The sequence below is a fragment of the Algoriphagus formosus genome, assembly GCF_002807035.1.
GTDB classification, from domain to species: Bacteria; Bacteroidota; Bacteroidia; order Cytophagales; family Cyclobacteriaceae; genus Algoriphagus; species Algoriphagus formosus.
In genome coordinates this window covers 1-16452 of record NZ_NIUC01000004.1, presented here as the reverse complement: position 1 = coordinate 16452, position 16452 = coordinate 1, and the positions used below count along the sequence as shown (strand labels likewise).

At 39.5% G+C, this 16452-nt stretch carries 15 protein-coding genes; 4 read left to right on the top strand and 11 right to left on the bottom strand.

What is annotated here, in order from left to right; genetic code table 11:
* Nucleotides 1-143: 143 nt before the first annotated feature.
* The gene (locus CDH51_RS17685) at nucleotides 144-2504 is read right to left on the bottom strand and encodes an ABC transporter permease (RefSeq protein WP_100629882.1); all 2361 of its coding nucleotides are present in this window, start codon (nucleotides 2502-2504) and stop codon (nucleotides 144-146) included.
* Between the two features lie 168 nt (nucleotides 2505-2672).
* Between CDH51_RS17685 and CDH51_RS20445 the strand changes: the two genes are divergently transcribed.
* Nucleotides 2673-2993, top strand: coding sequence for a four helix bundle protein (locus CDH51_RS20445; RefSeq protein ID WP_100629881.1), 321 nt, complete (start codon nucleotides 2673-2675; stop codon nucleotides 2991-2993).
* Nucleotides 2994-3065: 72 nt separating this feature from the next.
* Here CDH51_RS20445 and CDH51_RS17675 read toward each other — a convergent pair whose 3' ends face one another.
* The 3 genes from CDH51_RS17675 to CDH51_RS17665 form a co-directional block, all read right to left on the bottom strand.
* Nucleotides 3066-3764 carry an ABC transporter ATP-binding protein gene (locus tag CDH51_RS17675; protein WP_026947370.1) on the bottom strand — a complete coding sequence of 233 codons (699 nt, stop codon included), beginning with the start codon at nucleotides 3762-3764 and terminating at the stop codon, nucleotides 3066-3068.
* A gap of 124 nt (nucleotides 3765-3888) precedes the next feature.
* Nucleotides 3889-4251 carry a four helix bundle protein gene (locus tag CDH51_RS17670; protein ID WP_100629880.1) on the bottom strand — a complete coding sequence of 121 codons (363 nt, stop codon included), beginning with the start codon at nucleotides 4249-4251 and terminating at the stop codon, nucleotides 3889-3891.
* A 105-nt stretch (nucleotides 4252-4356) separates the two neighbouring features.
* The gene (locus CDH51_RS17665; RefSeq protein ID WP_100629879.1) at nucleotides 4357-5607 is read right to left on the bottom strand and encodes an efflux RND transporter periplasmic adaptor subunit; all 1251 of its coding nucleotides are present in this window, start codon (nucleotides 5605-5607) and stop codon (nucleotides 4357-4359) included.
* A gap of 305 nt (nucleotides 5608-5912) precedes the next feature.
* On the opposite strand from CDH51_RS17665, the gene CDH51_RS17660 reads away from it, so the two are divergent.
* On the top strand, nucleotides 5913-7301 hold the full coding sequence (locus tag CDH51_RS17660) for a sigma-54-dependent transcriptional regulator (RefSeq protein WP_026947367.1): 1389 nt from the start codon (nucleotides 5913-5915) through the stop codon (nucleotides 7299-7301).
* Entirely contained in the window at nucleotides 7291-8643 is a 1353-nt protein-coding gene (locus CDH51_RS17655) for a sensor histidine kinase (protein WP_100629878.1), read from the top strand. The genes CDH51_RS17660 and CDH51_RS17655 overlap by 11 nt, the downstream gene beginning before the upstream one ends.
* Nucleotides 8644-8741: 98 nt before the next feature.
* Here the strand turns inward: CDH51_RS17655 and CDH51_RS17650 are convergent, their stop codons facing one another.
* From CDH51_RS17650 to CDH51_RS17640, 3 genes are all read right to left on the bottom strand, one after another.
* Nucleotides 8742-9377: a peroxiredoxin gene (locus CDH51_RS17650; RefSeq protein ID WP_100629877.1), complete on the bottom strand. Its 636-nt coding sequence runs from the start codon at nucleotides 9375-9377 to the stop codon at nucleotides 8742-8744.
* 133 nt (nucleotides 9378-9510) lie between these two features.
* Nucleotides 9511-9768 (bottom strand): hypothetical protein, encoded by a 258-nt coding sequence (locus CDH51_RS17645; protein WP_100629876.1) that lies wholly within the window; start codon nucleotides 9766-9768, stop codon nucleotides 9511-9513.
* 515 nt (nucleotides 9769-10283) lie between these two features.
* Nucleotides 10284-10487 carry a hypothetical protein gene (locus tag CDH51_RS17640; protein ID WP_198514342.1) on the bottom strand — a complete coding sequence of 68 codons (204 nt, stop codon included), beginning with the start codon at nucleotides 10485-10487 and terminating at the stop codon, nucleotides 10284-10286.
* Between the two features lie 489 nt (nucleotides 10488-10976).
* Here CDH51_RS17640 and CDH51_RS17635 point away from each other — a divergent pair, with 489 nt between their 5' ends.
* The gene (locus CDH51_RS17635; protein WP_100629875.1) at nucleotides 10977-11549 is read left to right on the top strand and encodes a hypothetical protein; all 573 of its coding nucleotides are present in this window, start codon (nucleotides 10977-10979) and stop codon (nucleotides 11547-11549) included.
* 230 nt (nucleotides 11550-11779) lie between these two features.
* Here CDH51_RS17635 and CDH51_RS17630 read toward each other — a convergent pair whose 3' ends face one another.
* The 4 genes from CDH51_RS17630 to CDH51_RS20440 form a co-directional block, all read right to left on the bottom strand.
* Complete coding sequence (locus CDH51_RS17630) at nucleotides 11780-13933, bottom strand: DEAD/DEAH box helicase family protein (RefSeq protein WP_100629874.1); 2154 nt, start codon at nucleotides 13931-13933, stop codon at nucleotides 11780-11782.
* A gap of 108 nt (nucleotides 13934-14041) precedes the next feature.
* Complete coding sequence (locus CDH51_RS17625) at nucleotides 14042-15286, bottom strand: McrC family protein (protein WP_100629873.1); 1245 nt, start codon at nucleotides 15284-15286, stop codon at nucleotides 14042-14044.
* 11 nt (nucleotides 15287-15297) lie between these two features.
* Nucleotides 15298-16053 carry an McrB family protein gene (locus CDH51_RS17620; protein ID WP_157807163.1) on the bottom strand — a complete coding sequence of 252 codons (756 nt, stop codon included), beginning with the start codon at nucleotides 16051-16053 and terminating at the stop codon, nucleotides 15298-15300.
* A 285-nt stretch (nucleotides 16054-16338) separates the two neighbouring features.
* Nucleotides 16339-16437, bottom strand: coding sequence for a hypothetical protein (locus CDH51_RS20440; RefSeq protein ID WP_394335579.1), 99 nt, complete (start codon nucleotides 16435-16437; stop codon nucleotides 16339-16341).
* Between the last annotated feature and the right edge of the window lie 15 nt (nucleotides 16438-16452).

Below are 16452 nucleotides of genomic sequence, written 5' to 3'. Positions count from 1 at the left end.
TTTCTTTAGTGCTGGTTTTCTTCTGCCAAATATTATTCAGGTTTTGTGCCACCAAAAAAAGGCCTCCTGATATATAGAAGGCCTTTTTTACTATTTCACATATTTGTAGTTCGAACAAAAATGTCCGCTTGCGGTCAAAACAATTACTCACTTTTCAGAGAATTCACTGGATTATTTCGGGCGGCCTGAAATGCCTGGTAACCAACAGTCAATAAAGCTATCAAAACAAGAAGCAGACTAGAACCGGCAAATATCCACCAACTTAGATCAGTCTGAAAGGCATAACTTTCTAACCATAAATCGGCCAGATACCAAGCCAGCGGAATGGCTAGGATAATTGATATCAATACCAAAGAGACAAAGTCTTTGGACACAAGTGTCAATATCCCTACCGTGGAAGCTCCCAGTACCTTCCGAACCCCAATTTCTTTTCGACGCTTCTCTGCTGTGAAAGCTGCCAAACCAAAAAGTCCCAAACAAGAGAGAAAGATTGCTGTAACCCCAAAATAATTGGCCAGTTGAGCGGTACGCTGCTCGGCAACATAAAGGTTTTGATAATCTTCATCTAAGAATTGGTAAGTCAAGGCTTTCCCGGTAAAATCATGGAAAAGATCTTCAATCGCAGCAATACTTTCTGCCTGATTTCCAGGCTGAATTCGAACCATAATTTTTTGAGCAAAATCGGGATCAAATTTTAGGAAAGCCGGTTTGACGGTTTCCTTTAGCGATTCAAAATGGAAGTTTCGGACTACACCGATTACTTCCATATCCTCTCCCCAAAGATTCACGATCTGACCCACAGGATCCTGAAAACCAATTGTTTTCACAGCAGTTTCGTTGAGGATGATTTTTTTCCTTTCCTCTCCAAACTCAGGGGAAAAGGCCCTTCCCGCCAACATCTCAAATCCCATCGTTTCGATCAGGTCCATATTGACCGTGATATTTTCAAATTTGATTTGATCATCAGAGTCCTTCCCCTCCCAAGTCAATCCAATCGTAGAGCTCCCCAAACCGACCAAGGGGTGGGACAGGCTTGAAGCATTCTCCACTCCAGGAAGGCTTTTGGTCTGCTCTAAAAAGGAAGGAAGGTTTTCAGGATTGATACCAGAAGAGTTGATTTCTAAAAGATGAGCCTGATTGTAGCCAAGATTCTGATTTTGGATGAAATTCAACTGCTTGCTCACCACCAAAATCCCAATGATTAAAAGCAAGGAAATCGAAAATTGAAATACAACCAGCCCCTTTCTGGCCAGAAGCTCTCCAAAACTCCCTTTGACTTGAGTTTTCAAAACTTGAACAGGCTTAAATCGGGAAAGATAAATCGCCGGATAAGCTCCTGCCATTAATCCTGTGATGATCCAAACTCCTCCCAAAAGAAGAATAAAATCCAGCTCAAACTGGAGGTTTAGGCTTTTTGAAGTAAGCTGATTGAAAAAAGGCTGTAAAAGGTAAGCGCCAAGCACTGCCAAAACCAATGCAAGAAATGTCAAGAGTAAGGATTCTGTCATAAACTGCCCAAAAAGACTTGAGGTGCTGGCTCCCATGGACTTTTTCACACCAATCTCCTTCATGCGACTCATGGATCTGGCGGTGGCCAAATTCATGAAATTGATACAAGCGATGAGTAAAATAAAAATGGCAATGACAGAAAATAGACGGACATAGCTGATCTTTCCCCCCACCACTTTTCCTTGTTCGTATGTTCCATAGAGGTAAGAATCTCCATAATTCTGTATCATCACGGACACATTGGACTCAGCTTCCTTCTTTTTGATAAAATCTATAATCTGCTCATTAAAAAGCTCGGGATCAGCACCCGCTTTCAAAAGGATATCTGCCCCGGAATTAAAATTATCCCAATGGGCTCCATCTCCTAGCATCTGCAGGAAAAAAGGAAATGCAAGTAAGTACTCAGGCTGACGGGTTTCCAGGTTCGACGGGTCCTTGTATACCCCGGTGACTTCCACCTCATTTTTGAAATCAAAAACCTGCCAACGCAGCGATTTTCCTAGCGCTAGTTGGGGGGATCCAAACAATTTGGTGGCCAAAGATTCGGATAAAATCACCGAATTGATACCTGTTAAAGCTTTTTCCTGATTCCCGACCAGAAAAGGAACATTGAAGATCTCCAGGTAATCCTGATCCACAAAAAAGCCTGAAGCCTCCAGAACTACCTCTCCCTGCTCAAAGGTCATCCCTTCTATGAAAGGAGAAATTGCGGAAGCTTTTTCAACCTGCGCGAATTCTTCCTTCATGGCTTCGGCCATTCTAGCCGGAGTAAAAGGAATTGTCACAAGACCGTTGGCATTGTCATGATTGGTCAGAACCGTATAGACTCGATCAATTTTAGCATGCTGCCGATTGACAGACAACTCATCCTGAACCCAAAGCATAATCAAAATCACTGTCGTCAACCCAATGGCAAGGCCAGATAGATTGATGGCAAAGATATGTTTGTGTTTGAGGAAGCTTCGGAGGGATAATTTGATCTGATGAGGTAGCATGAAAGTTGGGAAGTTGGGAGGTTTGGGAGATAGTAGGTGGTTAAGAAATAACGTTTTGGATTTTATTACCCATTCTTATAATTTGATTTTTAGTTAGCCTGTAACCAATTAAATGCTGTAATTATGGAAACTTTCAAATTTGAGAAACTGAGAATTTGACATACCTCCATGGATTTTGGGGAGTTGATTTTTGAGGTATCTGGTAGATTTCCGAATGATGAGAAATACAATTTAATCTCTCAAATACGTCGGGCGGCTGATTCAATCGCCTTAAATATTGCAGAAGGGTCCACTGGCCAAACCAATAAAGAGTTTAGGAAATTTATTGGCTATTCTTTAAGGTCTCTAGCTGAAGTAGTCACTTGCTTGCATAAAGCGAAAAGAAGGAAATATCTAAATGATTCTGAATTTTCAGCCTTTTACAAACAAGCTTTTGTCTTAATGAATAGCATGGGAGCTTTTCGAGCAACTTTAAAGGAAAGGAAGTAAATCGAGGAAAAAGGCTTAAGTTCTTAAGGAAATCGGACCTCCTATCTTCCAAACTTCCTTCCCTCCTACCTCTCACACATGAAACTGCTCCCGGATATTCTCGGTCACAACTTTTCCATCAAACAAATTGATGATTCTGTGGGCGTAGTTGGCATCGTGGGGTGAGTGAGTTACCATGACAATGGTTGTTCCTTCATTATTCAACTCTTCCAACAGTCTCATCACTTCTTCACCATTTTTAGAATCCAAGTTACCCGTTGGCTCATCCGCCAAAATCACGGATGGCTTGGCGACAATAGCCCTTGCAATCGCCACGCGCTGCTGCTGACCACCCGAAAGCTGCTGCGGAAAGTGATTTCTTCGATGCATGATATTCATCCGAGTCAAGACCTCTTCTACCCGCTTTTTGCGCTCATCAGCTGGTATTTTAAGATAGAGCAGCGGCAGCTCTACGTTTTCAAATACTGTCAATTCATCAATCAAGTTGAAGCTCTGAAAAACGAATCCGATGTTTCCTTTTCTCAGTGAAGAACGCTGTCTCTCGGAGTAATTGGCGACCTCTTGATCCAGAAAGTAATACTCTCCTTCATCGGGATTGTCCAATAGTCCGATGATATTTAGCAAAGTAGACTTTCCGCAACCCGAAGGTCCCATAATGGCAACAAATTCGCCTTTTTTGATTTCGATCTGAATACCGTCCAAAGCGGTAGTTTCTACTTCCTCCGTGGTGTAGAGTTTTCGAAGGTTGTTGGTTTTGATGACGTGTTCCATGGTAATAAGTTTGAAGATGGAAGTAGGAAGAGGGAAGTTGTCCCAAGTCCAATTCCAGATTATTTATTTGTTTTAGAAAATCTTTTATAAATCGCTGAGTCTTCTTTTGATAGATAGATTCATCTTAATTCGTTGTTTTGATTTTACTCCTATATCCAATAGTCATATTCATTAGGTCAAAGCAATCTTGATAGTGTTTTTTAAATTCATTCTCAGAAATATACGCTCTCCTTCTTGCCTTATGTAAACAAGTTACTACTTCGGCAATAGAGCGGATCGCATAGCCTAAAAACTTACTTTGTTCGGGATTAAACTGCAAAATTGATCCCTCTGCGATATTCAATGCTATGGAGTCTGAAGCTCTATTGATTTGGCTCGTCAAATTGAAAAGCTCCTCTTTCGCAAAGTTTTTAGATAATTTTTGAATACTTTCTGCCAAATCCATTGCCCTTTGCCATATCAATAAATTTTCAAATTTGAAGCTCATGGTGTATTTGATTGGTTAGTAAATAGTTAATCACTTCAATTTAACTAATAAATAATTTATTTCTACACCCATCTTCCATCTCCCCTCTTCCAACTTCCTTCTCCTCTATTTCATCTCCAAAACCTCATTATCCCCGAAATTCTCATATCCGGAAACGATGACTTTTTCACCTTCTACCAATCCCTCCAGGACTTCATAGTATTCAGGGTTTTTTCTTCCCAGACGGATATTCCGCTTTTCGGCATTTCCTGTTGACGGATTGATGACAAAGACCCAATTGCCACCGGTATCTTTGAAGAAGCCTCCAGTGGCCAGCAATAGGCTTTGCTCACTTTGACCCAATTCAAGACGGATCCGAACACTTTGTCCACGTCTAATACCTTGAGGACTTTCTCCAGTGAATACCATGTCCACTTCGAAGCGCCCATTGGTGATCGTAGGATAGATCTTGGATATTTCCAGCTCGTATTCCTGCCCACTCAGGGTAAACTTACCCCGAAGCCCTCTGCCGATTCTCGGAAGGTAAAGTTCATCGATAGGCACCCGAACTTTAAATTCATCCAATACATCAATCTGCCCGTATCGTTGCCCGGGGTTAATCGCCTGACCTACTTCGATCTGCTCCATGGCCAATTGCCCGGCAATAGGAGCGGTAATAATCAGATTATTCAAAATCTTCCCCACGCCTTGCAAGGAGGCCTGCATACGGTTCTCAGAATTACGGAGCTGATTCAATTGAATCGATCTGGCAATCGAGTCATTTTTATAAGACTCATAGGTAAGCCTTCTCCTTTTCAAATTGTATTCGTATTGCTCCTTCACTTCCTCAAATTCCCGGTCTGAAACCAGTTTTTTCTCATGCAGCTCCTTGAATCGCTTGTACTGAGGCTCCAAAAGCGAGATTTGATAATCGATCTCAGCCAATTGACCTTGTTGGCTCAAGTCATTTTGATCCAAAAGCAAGCGCGTCTGACGGAGATTATTGATTTGCTCATAAAGCATCGTCTCCCGCTGCATGACGTCAAGCTGTAAATTAGAATTGGTCAAAGCCAAAATCGTATCCCCCCGATTGACGGTGGCTCCTGACTCTCGAATCACCTCTGCTACCATCCCTCCTTCTACTGCATCCAAGAAAAAAGTCTGGGCAGGCTCAATCTGACCTGAAACCAAAATGTAATCGGTGAATTCCCCCGTTTTGACGGTGGTGATACTCAATCGATCCTGCTCTACATTCATAGTAGATCGGTGATCTGCAAAGCCCAATTGATAAATGATTCCGGCGACCAAAAGCGCACCTCCGATGATATAGGCAATTCGCCTAGGAGTCCAAGTTTTCTTTTCTAATTTTCTATCCATTGTGTGTTGGCCTTTTTGAGGCTGTCCATCTTATGCCAAAGGTTATGCCATGGAAAAATCAGGGCTTAGGAGCTTTTTGATGGGTTTTTGAGAAAAAAGCTCAATTCTAACTCGAACATTTTCGTCCGCCAGCGAACAATCCCTTTCAAAAGCGAAGCGAATAGAATTTCAATTCAAAAAGTCGATATTGAGAAAAAATGGCCAAAATTGTTCGGATTCGCCCATTTTCAGAATTTTGATCAAAAGTGAAATTTTCGGCAAGCTTTTAGAACTTTATACAGCCTACCACAAAAACCACAAGATGTATGGAAGAGCAACGAATCGGTAAAATTCTCATTGTAGATGACAACGAAGACCTGCTAAAGGCTGCCAAGATTTTTCTTAAAAGGCACTTTGCCCAAGTAGATACCGAAACCAACCCTGATCTTTTACCTATTCTCACACATAATGAAAATTATGATGTGATTTTATTGGATATGAACTTCACCAAGGACGTGAGCTCGGGACAGGAAGGCTTCTATTGGCTGGATCGAATCTTGGAACTTGATCCATCTGCCGTCGTGGTTTTGATCACAGCCTACGGTGATGTCAATCTTGCCGTCAAAGCCATCAAAGAAGGCGCAACGGACTTTGTCTTGAAGCCTTGGGAAAATGAACGACTACTTGCCACACTGAATTCTGCCCTTCAACTCCGTCAGAAAAAACTGGAGGTCAACCTCCTAAAAGATCAGAAAACTACCCTTCAACAAGATATTGACAATAAATTCAAGGATATCATCGGCCAAAGCCCGGCCATGCAAAAAGTCTTCGAAACGATCGAACGAGTGGCTACTACCGATGCCAATGTGTTGATTCTTGGAGAAAACGGAACGGGAAAAGAATTGATTGCCAGAGCTATTCACCGAAACTCCCGAAGAAGTCGAGAAGCTTTTGTAGGAGTGGATTTGGGATCCATCACCCAAACGCTATTTGAATCGGAGCTTTTTGGCCACAAAAAAGGATCCTTCACCGATGCCAAAGAAGACCGGGCAGGGCGTTTTGAGCAGGCGCATAAAGGAACACTATTTTTGGATGAAATCGGAAACCTTCCCCTACCTCTTCAAGCCAAGCTTTTGGCAGCTCTTCAAAACCGACAAGTTACCCGTGTGGGTGCGAATAAACCTGTGGAAGTCAATATCCGCCTGATTTCGGCTACCAATATGCCCATTCACAACATGGTGTATGATAATAGCTTCCGACAGGATTTGCTTTATCGGATCAATACCATCGAAATCCAACTTCCCCCACTTCGGGAACGAGTCGAAGATATCCCATTGTTGGCAGACCATTTCATTAATTTTTATTCAAAAAAATACAACAAAGACATCCGAAAAGCCTCCGAGCCTTTGATCAAGCGGATGACCAAGTATCATTGGCCGGGAAATATCCGGGAACTTCAGCACAGCATCGAGCGTGCAGTCATCATGAGCAATCACAATGTGCTTCAGCCCGAGGATTTGTTTTTGCAAAAAATGGGACAGCCGGAGAAATCCGAAGAAAATGTGAGTTTGGAACACCTGAATATTGAAGATGTGGAGCGAATACTCATCAGAAAAGCACTGCAAAAGCACAACGGACATATCACACGAGCGGCTGAGGAACTGGGTTTGACGCGATCCTCGCTTTACAGAAGATTGGAAAAATATGGTCTATAGGCGATTTTCTGTCGGGATCACCTTCCGGATCCTTCTCATTACTACCTGTATTTTTTTGGGACTCTGGCTCTACTTTAGTCAAGGCCTGCTGCTAGCTCCCGCAATTTTGGGATTACTCGTCTCTGGAATCGTCGGTGAGATGATTTATTACGTGAACTCGATCAACCAGAAATTAGCGCGATTCCTTGACTCCATCCGGTTTGCGGATTTCTCAAGCTCTTTTACCTCAGACAGTAAAATGGGGAACTCCTTTCGAGAGGTCAACATGGCTTTCAACGAGGTGATGGAAGTCTTCAAGCAAACCCGTGCTGAAAAGGAGGAGCAGATGCTTTTCCTGCAGGTGATTATTCAACACATCAATACGGGAATCATATCTTTCAATGCTGAAGGCAAAATTGGTGTCATCAATAATGCCGCCAAGCACTTGCTTCAGATTCCTCAGTTTCGGGATATCAGTGATTTGGGAAAGCTTTCCACAAAACTTTTGAAGGAAGTCATGGAGATCAAACCCGGTCAACGAATCTCCCACAAGGTCAATTCAAACCTTCACCTGATTATCCAAACCACGGCTTTGAAAATGGGCGGTCAGAGTTGGACTTTGCTTTCCCTCCAAAACATCAATGCGGAATTACAATCCAATGAACTGGAAGCCTGGCAAAATCTTACCAAGGTGCTCCGTCATGAGATTATGAATTCCATCACGCCCATTTCCAGCCTGGTCGAATCCCTTCGAACCATACTAGATGAAGACAGCTATGTGCAAAAAGAGGGAATGCTGATCAAAAAGGATGGATTTCAGGATATCCAAGAGGGATTGGATACCATCTCCAACCGTAGTAAAGGGCTTGTGAATTTTGTCAATGCTTATCGGGATTATACCAATATCCCCATTCCTGAAAAGGAACTGGTTCGGGTTCAGGATCTTTTTGAAAATGTACTTAACCTAATGAAAGAAGAACTCAAGTCCCAAAGCGTCTTTGTCAAGACAGAGCTTCATCCCAAAGAGCTGGAAATACAATGTGACCGGGATCAGATATCGATGATATTGATCAATCTGATAAAAAATGCATCTGAGTCCATGCAGAAACTCGCCGACAGACAGATTATCCTTCGGGGTATTTCACAAGGAGATATGGGTATCCGGATTGAAGTCGAAGATCATGGACCGGGTATTGTGCCAGAGGCTTTGGAGCGAATATTTGTGCCTTTTTACACCACCAAAAAGACCGGGTCAGGAATTGGCTTGGCAATTTCCCGTCAAATAATGAATCTGCATCGGGGCAGTTTGGTCGTAAAGTCTGAGCAGGACAAGCGAACGGTTTTTAGTCTAATCTTCAAGTAGCCTGTTTCTCAAAAAAATCTAATCGCAAAAAACCCGCAACAAAAAAGCAGCTCTATCTTTAGCGCTGCCTTTACAAATAGATCCAATTGCTGACGGAATTATTTGTTCGGTTGTGGAGTCATTCTCAAATAAGGCTTGATTACTCGATGACCTTTCGGGAATTTAGCTGGAATGTCTTCCGTCTTGATCGCAGGTGAAACGACCACATCCTCCCCTTCTTTCCAGTCAGCTGGGGTTGCCACGCTGTAACTTGCTGTCAATTGCAAGGAATCAATCACCCGAAGCAATTCATCAAAATTTCGGCCTGTGCTTGCAGGATAGGTGATGGTCAATTTGATTTTCTTGTCCGGGCCGATGACAAACACCGAACGAACGGTGAAACTCTCATTCGCATTTGGGTGAATCATATCATAGAGTGTGGAAACTTTCTTGTCTTCGTCGGCAATAATGGGAAAGTTCACAGCCGTATTTTGAGTTTCGTTGATATCACCGATCCAGCTTTTATGACTTTCCAAGCCATCTACACTTAAGGCGATCACTTTCACGTTCCGCTTGGAGAACTCATCTCTCAATCTTGAGACAGCTCCCAATTCCGTGGTACAAACCGGCGTAAAATCAGCAGGGTGAGAGAATAGCACTCCCCAACTGTCGCCTAGATATTCATGAAAGTTGATCGTACCCTCTGTACTTTCTGCTGTAAAATTCGGAGCTTCATCTCCTAGTCGTAATGCCATAATTATTTTGTTTAAAGTCTATAGATTTTATAGGGTATTAGACAAAAGTTAGATTGAAAAAGTTTACGAGGATCGCATTTTTTTCAAAAAAGGATGAAAGCAGGCTAAGCTTCAGGACAAAACTCATTGAATATCAATTTCCTTTCTCCTCCCTTTCTTCTTGCTTCTCTTCTTTTATTTTGAAAATTCTTTTTCGGAATACAAGAAATAGGATCAGAATAATCGCAGGAATGATAATGTAGATAACCAAATCAGAAGTATCGTTCAGATCCACGGGACCGCTTGGCTTTGGAATTCCAGGTTGATTTTGTGAATGAGCTAGAAAAGGCGGAAAGAAAAAAAGGGATAAAAGATACTTTGCTATTTCTTGAGTTTTTTGTTTGACAGGCATAGATTTTAAGGTTGCTTCCTTATTAGTTTAGTGAAATTCTAAGCCAAAAAGAAGGAATCTACCCATTGATTTAAAAAAGCTTGGTTAGGTAGTGTATTCTAAACTATTTTTTGTAGTCAAAAAATTAAGGATTGGGTCCAGGGTTGAAAAATCATTTAAAACTTTACTTTTCAATCCATAGTCCCTAATCAAAACGATAAAAAAAACAGCTCGACTTTTTGATATAGTTTAGAATTATGCGGAGGAGGATGGATTGACATCGTCGATCCCGTTTTGGGAGGAGTTGCAAAAGAAAAGCTTGCTCTCTTCGCTCGCCTTAAGCTTTTTGCAGAGGAGGAGGGATTCGAATATTCGACCTTATTTACTTGATAAACAGGTTTTTGTAACGGGTAAAGTGCCATAGGTCTCGATTTTTCTGACCCGCTTTTTTTCGAAAAATTTGTGATGAGCGGTATGTTAGGGGATTCGAACCTGGAGTACACGCCATTGAATTTGATCGATGTCAGGTCCTTTGATTACCCGAGTGAGCTGTTTTCAAGAATTTTCATTAAGGCAGTGTTCAGATAGAGTTTTTCATTCCCTACTTTTTTGGAAGTCAAAAATCCCGCAGCTTCTAATTCGCTCAGGTAGTTGCTTACTGTCTTAGGAGTGCCCAATCCAGCATCGATTAAGGATTGTCTCTTGGTATAGGGGAGACGGAAAATAATTTCCAGCAGCATGGGCCATGATCAGAGCGAAATTTATACTCATAGAAGCAATGAGGGTAAATCCATCGATTTTTTACCCTCGTTTCGATAATGGAGGTAAAATTTACTCTCGTTTGGAAGATGGGGATAACTCAACCCACAGTATAATATGGTAAATGGTGAGAATAGGGCTGTTGGTAAATTGAAGACCTTTGTTTTCAAATTAAAATGTGATTTTTGAGCTTAGCGATTCTCGCCTCCACATATTGTGCAGATATAAAATGTATTAAGTTTTTAAATGGTCTTGAAACTTGTCTAAAAAAAACACAACCCCATAAAATGCAATCAATTTGGATGGTGTGCCATTATTTTGCCTTATCCACTTTTTCCCCATTGGTCAGATAGGCATCTATTCCTATTTTTCTAACAGTACCAAGATTTTCAGGGTATTCAATTGACTACTTTAAAACAAAATGTAGGTTTAAACCGAATAAATACAATCGAGGATTTATTGAAAAAGATATGAAAACATATAGTTTGATTTGGATTATTACCTCCCCAGAATCCGAAATAGGTCAAGATTTGTCTCTTCAAAAAGATGTTTACCTCCCTTACTTTTTAGAGGGGAATCAAGAAAAAGTTTTTGAGGAAAAAGATGAGGATGTTGAAGTAGGTCCAGAAAATTTGCTGAAGGGAATTTTGATAGGGTATAAAGAAAAATATCCATTTGGAAACCATGAGTTTTCTATAAGTTACTTTAGGAAATTAGCTGTTCTTCTAATTGACTTTTTTGATTATGCTTCTTTAGAAGAAATGCTTTTAAATGTCCTTCTTCAAATCAAAATTAAACACGGAGATATTACTCATTTGAAAGCCCTTCAAGGAGCACAGTTTATTGCTGGTCACAACTCTAAAATCACGTTCAACTTATGTAATCAGACTTACTTACTAATACTAAATGAAAACAGTTTCCCGAAAGAAGAAGGGATTGAAATTTTGAAGGAAAACCTACCACTAATAGTCAAAGGCGAAATTGATCCTAAAGCAATCCCATTTTATGATAAAATGTTTGAATTTTTAAGAAAAATCAGTTAGCCAATGATATTGTTTTCGTGCCTGGAAATTTAAATCCGTAAAAGCAATGAAGGACAGGCAAAAGTTTATGATCAATAAATTGCTTGACCTTGAATCTTTTGATGAATTAAAGAAGATTGTTTTAAGAAGAAGTTTGTCAAACGTGGGTAAAAATTCACTTTAAATAAGAAGGAGGGTAAAAAATCGAGAAATTAATTCTCGTTTGAAGAAATAAGTGAAAATTTGACTTCTTAGGCAAGCACATGATTGTCGTAGGTTAATTCACCGTTTCGATAAATTGTTAGTTGAGTATTTCTGATTAATAGATTTTGAATAAAATCATCCTCAACATCAATGTCATCCGCAATTAGTACTTTGAGATTGTCAAAATAAAATAATTCGTCTAAATCGACCACTTTACAGCCACTAATATTCAACCATTCAAGATTTACGTTTCGAGATCCTTTAGTTAAATTTCTAATTCTATCAAAAGAAGAATAAGAGCAATCCAGTGATTCCAGGTTAGTAATTTCAATCCTTTTGAACTGTAGATTTTTACAATCATGAGCGATAAGATTCTTAAGTGGGTGATTATTATTCAAGAAATTCAGTTCTGTCAAATTGGTGTGACTAATATTTAAAAATTCCAGCCTCCGATGGTTTCTTAAGAATTCAACACTTTTAATTGGCAATCCTGCAAGGGAAAGCCTTTCAAGGTTTGGAAGCCGTTCAAGCAGACCAATTTCTTTAACATTGGAGAAGGATATGTCCAGTTCGCATAGTGAAATATTATTCAAAATTGGACGGATCGTCTCTATCTGCGTATTGGAAATATTTAAATATTTTAATGAATTTAGATCAATAATTGGTCTTAATCCATTGATAGTAGAAAAGCTTAAATCAAGATATTCCAAGTATTCCCAATCGCTAAAGCTACTAACAGTATGATAGTGTAGCATACTGCATTCAGCCCTTCTGATTTTCTTTAAGGCTCTTAATGGAACTAAGCCTGACTTTATTGTTCGGTTCCGCAAATCAATAGTTTCAAGGTCCCAAATTGCTCGAAGTTCCTCTTCTGATAAATTTGTTGGACTTGATTTAGAAATTTCAGCACTACTGCTCAGCATATCTTTTAGCTCTTCGGAAAGAGAATTCCACCATTCAAAATCAATCTCAACTTTATCGTCAAATTTATTAATCTTCTTCTCCTCCCCTAATTGAAATTCCTCCATTATAAGTTCTTGGAGTTCAACAGGGAGTTCAATTTCTTTTGAAAGTATTGATTTTTTTATTTGATCATTGGTTTCTTCAGATTTCTGTTTTGATTTAGTTCCAGCCAAACTCCAATACCTATTGGTTTTGATTAAGCCATGTTCAATCCATAGTTTAGCATGATCTAAGATGAGACCTTTTCTTCCGTCTGGCTTTGGACGCAAGCAACGACCTGCCTGCTGAAGGTAGAGTGAAAGGGATTTAGTGGGCCTGGCCATGATTACCACATCAATATCTGGACAATCAAACCCTTCAGTAAAAATTTCCACATTACATAAGGCATCAATTTTTCCCTCTCTAAAATTTTCAACAAGTTGTCTTCTTTGTGAAGCCGGAGTTTTATAATCAATATGTTGAACCTTTATTCCTTCCTTTTGAAGCCTACTGACGATATCTTTAGAATGCTCTGTGTTTACAGCAAATATTAAGGTTCGCTTTCCAATACAGTACTCTTTAAAGCTTTTTACCATATCGGCCATAACCTTAGATTCTGACATAATCATTTTGGCCGATTCTGACTCATAATCCTTAGTTATTGAATCAATTTTTATTGTAGATAGGTCTGGATACGAGCTTGCTCGTTGAGAAACATCACAGAGATACTCCGGTATATAATCCCTTATTTGTCCTGATGGGATTAAGACATCGTAAATCTGATCAAATCCCCGCCCGTCTAAACGTTGAGGTGTAGCTGTTACACCGAGGATCTTTAAAGATTCTGTGGTGTAATGTTCAAATATTCTTAAATATGATGGTGAAATACTATGGTGTGCTTCATCAACCACGATAAGTGAAAAATTAGCAATTTTATCGAGTCTTTTTACCAGCGTTTGGATTGTAGCGACTGCAACTTGATTATTAATGTCAAAATCTCTGTCTGAACTAATTGTAGTCGCTCTAATTCCAAATTGCACCAATCTATCTTTGACCTGATCTAATAATTCAATTCGGTGGACGAGAATCAAAATCCTTTTGCTTGGAAATCTATTCGTTTGGAAATCTTTAACTATCTCTGAGAATACGGTTGTTTTCCCTAAGCCAGTAGGCATTTGAAGCAGTACTCTATTACATCGTTCCCAAGCTTCATTTATTGAATTGATGGCATCAATTTGATAGGGCCTAAGGCTTATCATATTTAGAGAGTGGAAAAATAAAACTCATTATTTATCTTACCTAAACAACAATTTATAAAGGATGCGTTGTTTAGACATCAACTAATATTAACTAAGAAAATTAAATTCTCAAATAATTTTCTCCAAAATTCTCCTCCCAATCCCTCGATCCAACTTGCCCTCTTTATTCATAACATTAATAAAGCCAACCTTGCATTGATTTCCATTTGGCCTTCCTTTATGGAAGTTCCCGAATTTCTCTTCTATTGTCTCCGAACCGGGGTAGAGCAGAATACTCTTTCCTGTGTCCCAGTAGATATTATAAGCAAACATCTGCTTCAGGTCATCATCGGAGGGATTATTGGCATCGATGATTTTCCACTTAGTGTCGATGATGTATTCTTCCTCGGTTTCTTTGTTTTTCAGAACTAAATCAGGTCGGATAGTCTTGAACTCCCAGAAATAATCGAAGTTCTGGAAGCTGACTTCGTATTCGGAGTCAGAATCATTTTGTAAGACTCGATAAATGTATTCTTCCCACAGTTTATTCATGTCAAATAGCAGTGCCAGCATATTTTCTCCCCCATTTCGGATGTCAGGGGAGTAATTCAAAATGATCATTTTAGCGATCTGCAGCGCATTTTGATAGGGCTTGGTTTTACGGTTTTCCTTAAGCCGGGTAAAATGGGCTTGGGTGATCTGTACTTCCTGAATCTCTGGAAAGTCAAGCTTAATTCGGTGAATTTGATCTTTGATGGAAGGGTTGGAAGATACCTGATTAAGTATAGTCAAAGCTCTCAAAAGGATCTGATTATACAGGTTTTCAGTATCATAAACTTGATGCTCGGTATAGACTCGCTCTTGGTGGATAAGGTTCTTTCGGATCTGTTCGGTGAAGAGGATTCGGCCCTTAACCACATTTAGGTTCCCTGAGTTTTTCCGATACTGTTTAATCAACCCTTTTCTCAATAGGTATTTGACTTCGTCCAGGAATAATTGGAAATACAGATCCAGAATGCTGTTATACCTTTTTTCAAGGGCTGCTTCTGAGACCGAATCTACCTTGATATGATGACAGAAATTAAGCATGTCCAAAAGGGCTTTTTGCCAATTCTGATATTCATTTTCTGTGGAATCAGCTTTTCGGTCCGTCTTAGGCAGGATTTCAATTGTGAGACCTCCAATCTGGATAACCCCTACATAGCTGTTGAATTTAATTCCATTTCGGATTCCTGTAAAGTAGATATTCCTATTCCGATCATTGTAATCATAGAGTTTATCTAATTCAGATTTAGTCAAATAGCGCCCACCATCCTGAACATTAGTTGTTAAAGATTCATATTCAAAAACCCGAATGAGAGAACTTCGACTCATAAAAAAGCTTATTAGGTTTCAGGAGAGTATATACTCTGAAAATTCCACTGACCTTCCGGTTTAATTTTATAAACTTTCCGCTGTTTTAGATCTGAAGAAATATTTGAATCATAATCTTTGAAGTCTGCGAAATCAAACTCTTTGGCCTGATCGGCACCAATAAAGGAAGAACCCAAAACCAATCCGATTTTACCAAAGTCACCAAAGAAGTATTCTTCCAATAAGGGGATTACCTTGTTCTTAAAAGTTTTTTTCAGATCATCAGCAGTGATATCTTCCATGAAGTAGGCATGGCCGATTTTATGATCCTTATCGATTAGTTTCTCGATTCGTTCATTGATTTTTTCAAGCATCTTTACCACATCGATTCCCTGGATTTCGCCCCCTCTTTCCTTTCCAATTTTCCCCTCGGATCGAAGTAACTCTGGTCTGGAAGACATTTCTCGGAAAGAAAATCGCCGTCTCAAAGCGGTATCTAAAGCCTCGATACTTCGATCAGCAGTATTCATCGTTCCAATGATATAAACATTAGACGGTACACTGAAAGAGTTCTTTGAATAAGGTAAGGTTACAGTCATCTCTTCAGCTTTATCTTTACGTTTATCCGGCTCAAGAAGGGTAATTAATTCTCCAAATATGGATGATACATTACCCCTATTGATCTCATCAATAATTAAAACAAAACTTCTTTGAGTTACAGATTCTTGAGAATCTTCAGTCTTGATAAAAAACCTTTCCTTTAATCCAGACTTGTCTAAAGGGTACAATGTTTTTTGAGTAAATGACCGATCATAAATAGTGTCTACAGGAATTAGTTCATTTTTGAATATCCAATCTACTTCTCTGAAGTGTTCATAGTTGATTTCGGAGTCCGAATTGAATTTATAATCTCCTTTTACTTTCCCTAAGGCCCTTAGATATTTATTCCCCTTACTGACAAATATAAAATCTCCATTCTTCAGCTCATTTACAAAGTAATTTAATTGTTGAGCTTCAATCCCATTATATTCTTTAGACTTACATTTGCTCTTTCCGCTAAAAAGTTGGACTAGTTAAGCAGCGATTTTAAAGTTATAAAATTCATTTGGTGTTTTCATTTCTAAAGCGGAATGTGGTGCATATGTATTGTATTCATTCATCCATTTCTGTATTTGATTGAGTACGGT

Bases quoted from the DNA above. Each gene is read 5' to 3' on its own strand.
- CDH51_RS20445 (WP_100629881.1), top strand. From the start codon at position 2,673: ATGGATTTTGGGGAGTTGATTTTTGAGGTATCTGGTAGATTTCCGAAT.
- CDH51_RS17670 (WP_100629880.1), bottom strand. From the start codon at position 4,251: ATGAGCTTCAAATTTGAAAATTTATTGATATGGCAAAGGGCAATGGAT.
- CDH51_RS17655 (WP_100629878.1), top strand. From the start codon at position 7,291: ATGGTCTATAGGCGATTTTCTGTCGGGATCACCTTCCGGATCCTTCTC.
- CDH51_RS17645 (WP_100629876.1), bottom strand. From the start codon at position 9,768: ATGCCTGTCAAACAAAAAACTCAAGAAATAGCAAAGTATCTTTTATCC.
- CDH51_RS17630 (WP_100629874.1), bottom strand. From the start codon at position 13,933: ATGATAAGCCTTAGGCCCTATCAAATTGATGCCATCAATTCAATAAAT.
- CDH51_RS17685 (WP_100629882.1), bottom strand. From the start codon at position 2,504: ATGCTACCTCATCAGATCAAATTATCCCTCCGAAGCTTCCTCAAACAC.
- CDH51_RS17660 (WP_026947367.1), top strand. From the start codon at position 5,913: ATGGAAGAGCAACGAATCGGTAAAATTCTCATTGTAGATGACAACGAA.
- CDH51_RS17665 (WP_100629879.1), bottom strand. From the start codon at position 5,607: ATGGATAGAAAATTAGAAAAGAAAACTTGGACTCCTAGGCGAATTGCC.
- CDH51_RS17640 (WP_198514342.1), bottom strand. From the start codon at position 10,487: ATGCTGCTGGAAATTATTTTCCGTCTCCCCTATACCAAGAGACAATCC.
- CDH51_RS17625 (WP_100629873.1), bottom strand. From the start codon at position 15,286: ATGAGTCGAAGTTCTCTCATTCGGGTTTTTGAATATGAATCTTTAACA.
- CDH51_RS17675 (WP_026947370.1), bottom strand. From the start codon at position 3,764: ATGGAACACGTCATCAAAACCAACAACCTTCGAAAACTCTACACCACG.
- CDH51_RS17650 (WP_100629877.1), bottom strand. From the start codon at position 9,377: ATGGCATTACGACTAGGAGATGAAGCTCCGAATTTTACAGCAGAAAGT.
- CDH51_RS17635 (WP_100629875.1), top strand. From the start codon at position 10,977: ATGAAAACATATAGTTTGATTTGGATTATTACCTCCCCAGAATCCGAA.